General features: G+C 67.9%; 4 protein-coding genes and 1 pseudogene. 3 read left to right on the plus strand and 2 right to left on the minus strand.

Going from position 1 to position 5,332, the window contains the following annotated elements; genetic code table 11:
* The 3 genes and pseudogenes from ACLN58_RS17270 to ACLN58_RS17280 all read left to right on the plus strand — a co-directional run.
* Positions 1 to 308: pseudogene (locus tag ACLN58_RS17270) on the plus strand (MFS transporter); the annotation flags it as partial.
* Positions 309 to 485: 177 nt separating this feature from the next.
* Positions 486 to 2,237: an ABC transporter ATP-binding protein gene (locus ACLN58_RS17275; RefSeq protein ID WP_415856482.1), complete on the plus strand. Its 1,752-nt coding sequence runs from the start codon at positions 486 to 488 to the stop codon at positions 2,235 to 2,237.
* On the plus strand, positions 2,234 to 4,279 hold the full coding sequence (locus ACLN58_RS17280; RefSeq protein ID WP_415856483.1) for an ABC transporter ATP-binding protein: 2,046 nt from the start codon (positions 2,234 to 2,236) through the stop codon (positions 4,277 to 4,279). Before ACLN58_RS17275 ends, ACLN58_RS17280 begins: the two co-directional genes overlap by 4 nt.
* Before the next feature lie 158 nt (positions 4,280 to 4,437).
* Here the strand turns inward: ACLN58_RS17280 and ACLN58_RS17285 are convergent, their stop codons facing one another.
* On the minus strand, positions 4,438 to 4,758 hold the full coding sequence (locus tag ACLN58_RS17285; RefSeq protein WP_415856484.1) for a 2Fe-2S iron-sulfur cluster-binding protein: 321 nt from the start codon (positions 4,756 to 4,758) through the stop codon (positions 4,438 to 4,440).
* 25 nt (positions 4,759 to 4,783) lie between these two features.
* Positions 4,784 to 5,332, minus strand: a 549-nt coding sequence (locus ACLN58_RS17290; RefSeq protein ID WP_415856485.1) for an oxidoreductase C-terminal domain-containing protein, incomplete at its 5' end; no start/stop codon positions are given.

Genomic DNA, 5,332 nt, shown 5'->3' on the forward strand with positions numbered 1-5,332 from the left:
TCGCGGAGGTGGGCGAGCGCTCGCTCGACGTCGTCCAGCCGAGCACGGCGCAGGCCATCGAGGCGCTGCAGGAGACCCAGCGGCTCCTCGCGACGCAGCAGTCACAGCTCACGGGGCTCATGTCCCGCCTGGCCGATCAGCTCTCGGAGCAGCAGCAGCTCGCCGCGAAGCAGCAGGCGCTCGCCGAACGGCAGGAGGCGACGGCGGCCGAGCTCGCCCAGATCCAGCGCGAACTCGACGCTGAGCGGGAACTGCAGAAGGAGGCCGCGCTGTACCTCGCGACCCGGGGGCGGCACAGCGCGAACTGACGTGGGGGACCGGGAGGCTGCGGACAGAGGCTGTCCGCAGACCTGCCGGATTACTCCCTAGGGAGGATCCCTCGGGGCAGCCCCGGGTCTAGTCTGGATCGTGCTCTACGGAGTCCGCTCCACCGAGCCGACTCCGGTGAGCGCTGCCCGAAAATCGGGCCCGACCGAAGGACACCGATGCTCGTCACACTGCTCAGGCGCTACGGCGCCCGCTATTGGCCATGGATCCTGGCCGTAGCGGTCTTCCAGCTCGCGACAACTATCGCGACACTCTATCTCCCGAGCCTGAACGCCCAAATCATCGACCAGGGCGTCGCGAAGGGCGATACGGACTACATCTGGCGCGTCGGCGGCATCATGCTCGGCGTGGCCCTGGCCCAGGTCGCCACCGCGATCCTCGCGGTGTACTTCGGCTCGAAGACGTCCATGGCGTTCGGTCGCGATCTGCGCCGCGGAGTGTTCCGCAAGGTCTCCTCGTTCTCCGCCCAGGACGTCCAGCGCTTTGGCGCCCCGACCCTGATCACCCGGGGGACGAACGACGTTCAGCAGGTCCAGATGGTCCTCCTCATGGGCCTCAACTTCATGGTGTCGACGCCGATCATGTGCGTGGGCGGCATCATCATGGCGCTGCGCGAGGACGCCGGGCTGTCGTGGCTCGTGTGGGTCTCGGTCCCGCTGCTGTTCGCCGTCGTCGGCTACCTCGTATACCTGCTCATGCCGCTCTTCCGCGGGATGCAGACCAAGATCGACGGGATCAACGGCGTGCTGCGCGAGCAGATCATCGGCATCCGTGTGGTCCGTGCCTTCGTGCGCGAGCCCTACGAGGAGGAGCGCTTCGGGGCGGCCAACAAGGCGCTGACTGACATCTCGGTCAAGGTCGGTCAGATCTTCGTGCTCATGTTCCCTGTGATCATGATGCTGCTCCACCTCGCGACGGCCGCGGTGCTCTACTTCGGCGGGCAGCGAGTGGATGCGGGAGAGATGCAGGTCGGCTCCCTCACGGCGTTCATGCAGTACCTTCTGCAGATCCTCATGGCCGTCATGATGGGCACGTTCATGGCGATGATGATCCCGCGCGCGACCGTCTGCGCCGACCGCATCGGTGAGGTCCTCGACGTCGAGCCGTCCATGGCGGAGCCCGCGAACCCAGTCACGCCGGCCCGCAGGGAGGGCGTCATCGAGTTCCGCGACGTCTCGTTCTGCTACCCCGGCGCCGAGAAGGCCGTGCTGAGCGGCATCTCCTTCACGGCCCGGCCGGGGGAGACGCTCGCGATCATCGGCTCGACCGGTTCGGGCAAGACGACGCTTCTCAACCTCGTGCCGCGCCTGTTCGACACCGCCGGCGGCGAGGTCAGAATCGACGGCGTGCCGGTTCAGCAGATGGATCGGCATGAGATCACCTCCCGCGTCGCGATGGTCCCGCAGCGGCCGTACCTGTTCTCCGGGACGGTCGAGCACAACCTGCGCTTCGGCCGGCAGAACGCGTCCGACGCCGAGCTCTGGGACGCCCTCGAGGTGGCCCAGGCCGCCGACTTCGTCCGCGAGAAGCCCCACGCTCTGGGCTCCCGGATCGCGCAGGGCGGCACGAACGTGTCCGGCGGCCAGCGCCAGCGGCTCTGCATCGCGCGGGCCCTCGTGGCCCAGCCCAAGGTGTACCTGTTCGACGACTCGTTCTCGGCGCTCGACGTCACCACGGACGCTAAGCTCCGCCGTGCGCTGCGCGAGCGCACCCACGACGCAACGGTCATCATCGTGGCCCAGCGCGTCTCGACGATCATCGACGCGGACCAGATCCTGGTGCTCGACAACGGACGGATCGTGGATCGCGGCACGCACGACGAACTCCTCGAAACGTCGCCGACGTATCAGGAGATCGTCCAGTCTCAGATCACGGCCGAGGAAGCCGAGAAGGCGGGGGAGGTCGCATGAGCGCCGAGAAGCAAAGCGCTGCGCCCGAGGGCGTCCAGCACGAAGACCTCGAGGAGGAGTACCGTCCCACCGAGGCCGACGGCGGGGCCTGGGGCTCGATGCCGGCGAAGAAGGCCAAGAACTTCGGCCCGAGCGCCAAGCGCCTCATGGGGCTGCTCAAGCCCGAGGCCGGGCTCATGGCCGTCGTCGTCGCGTTCATCATCGCCTCGGTGGTCCTCACCGTGATTGCGCCGAAGATCCTCGGCAAGGCCATGGACGTGATCTTCGCGGGCGTCATCGGCAAGCAGATGCCGTCCGGGGTCACGAAGGATCAGGTGGTCCAGGGCCTCCGGGCGCAAGGCCAGAACAACTTCGCGGACATGCTCTCGGGCATGAACCTGGTTCCCGGCAAGGGGATCGACTTCAACGAGCTCACGTTCCTCATCGCCGTGATCCTGCTCATGTACTTCGTGGCCGGGATCTTCATGTGGGCTCAGGGCTTCCTCCTGAACCGGCTCGTGATGCGCGTGGTCTCGGGGCTGCGGCGCGACGTCGAGGCGAAGCTCAACCGGCTCCCGCTCGGCTACTTCGACACGCGGCAGCGCGGCGACATCCTCTCGAGGGTGACGAACGACGTCGACAACATCCAGCAAGCGCTTCAGCAGGCCTTCTCGCAGCTGCTCTCGTCGTTGCTTCAGGTGGCCGGCATCGTCGTCATGATGTTCATCGTGTCGTGGCAGCTCGCGCTCATCGCCCTCATCGCGCTCCCGCTCTCAGGCGTCGTCGCGGGCGTGATCGGCTCGCGGAGCCAGAAGCTGTTCCAGGCGCAGTGGAAGAACACGGGCGCGCTCAACGGCCAGATCGAGGAATCCTTCTCGGGCCACGAGCTCGCAACGGTGTTCGGCCGCCAGGAGGACATGGTCGAACGCTTCGACGAGAAGAACGAGGAGCTCTACCAGGCCTCGTTCGGTGCGCAGTTCGTGTCCGGCATGATCTTCCCGATCATGAACTGGGTGAGCTACCTCGCGTACGTCGGCATCGCCGTCATCGGTGGCCTCCGGGTCGCCGCGGGCCAGATGAGCCTCGGCGATGCGACCGCGTTCATCCAGTACTCGCGCGAGTTCACGCAGCCGCTCGGCCAGATTGCGGGCATGGCGAACATGCTCCAGTCCGGCGTGGCGTCCGCCGAGCGGACGTTCGAGCTGCTCGACGCGGAGGAGCAGGAGCCGGAGACGGCCACGGAGCACCTCCCGGCGGTCACGGACGGGCACGTCACGTTCGAGCACGTCAACTTCTCCTACACGGAGGACAAGCCGCTCATCGAGGACCTCTCGCTCACGGCAGAACCCGGGAACACCGTGGCGATCGTCGGCCCGACGGGCGCCGGCAAGACGACCCTCGTGAACCTCGTCATGCGGTTCTACGAGATCCAGTCGGGCCGGATCACGCTCGACGGCGTCGACATCCGCGACCTCTCGCGCGCCGAGCTGCGGTCCAAGGTCGGCATGGTCCTCCAGGACGCGTGGCTGTTCGGCGGGACGATCTACGACAACATCCGCTATGGGAACCTCGACGCGACCGACGAGCAGATCATGGCCGCCGCGAAGGCGACCTATGTGGACCGCTTCGTCCGCGCACTGCCGGACGGCTACGAGACGGTCATCGACGAGGAGGGCACGAACGTGTCCGCCGGTGAGAAGCAGCTCATCACGATCGCTCGCGCGTTCGTCTCGAACCCGTCGCTGCTCATCCTCGATGAGGCAACGTCGTCTGTGGACACCCGCACCGAGCTGCTCGTGCAGAAGGCGATGCGGGCCCTCCGGACGGATCGCACGTCGTTCGTCATCGCGCACCGACTCTCGACGATTCGCGACGCGGACACGATCCTCGTCATGGAGCGCGGCCAGATCGTCGAGCAGGGCAACCACGAGGAGCTGCTCGATCGCCGCGGCGCGTACCACGCCCTGTACATGAGCCAGTTCGCGGGCGGCCAAGATCTCGACGCCGAGGCCGCCGCGGCCACGGCGGGCGGGGCAGCGGGCGTGGGGACGCCCGCAACGTAGCGCCACTCGCACCACATCACCGCACCGATAGCGTCGGCCCGTCCAGGCACAGCCTGGGCGGGCCGCCGCTTTCCGTCTCGGGTACGGATACTCACCCATTTCCCGCGTCTCGGGTACAGATGGTTGCTGTACCCGAGATGGGGTGGGCGTGGGGTCCGTCAGCTCTCCGGTGCGAGCTCGACGCGGATGCCGTCGAGCGCGTCGTCGTGCTCGATCTGGCACGCGAGCCGCGAGCCGCACGCGCGGTATCCCTCGGCCTCCTCGAGCAGCTCGAGTTCGTCGGCGCTGCGCTCGCCGAGGCGCGTGGCCACAGCCTCGTCGAGGAACACGTGGCACGTTGCGCACGAGGCCGTGCCGCCGCACGAGGCGAGCACCGGCAGGTCGTTGTCGCGGAGCACTTCCATGAGTGTCTGGTCTTCCTCCCAGGCGAGGGAGTGCTGGGTGCCGTCGCGGTCGACGGCGGTGATGGACGTGGGCATGGTGGGAACCTTTCGCTGCGGAGGGTCAGAGCGATGTCGACACGGGGTTGGCGATGGCCTCGGCGAGTGGTACGGCCGAGTCGGCCGCCCGGGCCGGATCGAGGGTGGCGTGCTCGAAGATGAGTCGCTTCGCGGCGTTGAAGTCGGCGAGCGAGCCAACAGTGTCGACGGCGGCGAGGCGCCCCTCGCGCAGATAGACGACCGTGAACTTGCCGCTGGCCGGGTCGCCGCGCAGGATCACGTGATCGTCGGGCCTCCGGACTCCCGCCGTCTGGAGCCGGACGCCATGCTGGACGGTCCAGAACCACGGCACCTCGGCGGCGGGCTGCGTGGAACCTGCGATCGAGGCAGCGACTGCCTCGGCCTGCGCCCGCGCGTTCTGGAGGCACTCGAGCCGCTGGCTCGCGCCGTCGTACGTGCTCGCGCTACGGGTGACGTCGCCCGCAGCGTAGATGTCCGGGTCCGAGGTCAGGCCCGCATGGTCGACGAGGATGCCGTCCGCGGCGTCAAGCCCGGCCGCCTCGGCAAGGCCCTGTTCGGGGACCACTCCGATCCCGGCGACGACGACGTCGGC

Origin of the sequence: Sinomonas sp. G460-2, from assembly GCF_047759905.1 — a bacterium.
Taxonomy (GTDB): Bacteria; Actinomycetota; Actinomycetes; order Actinomycetales; family Micrococcaceae; genus Sinomonas.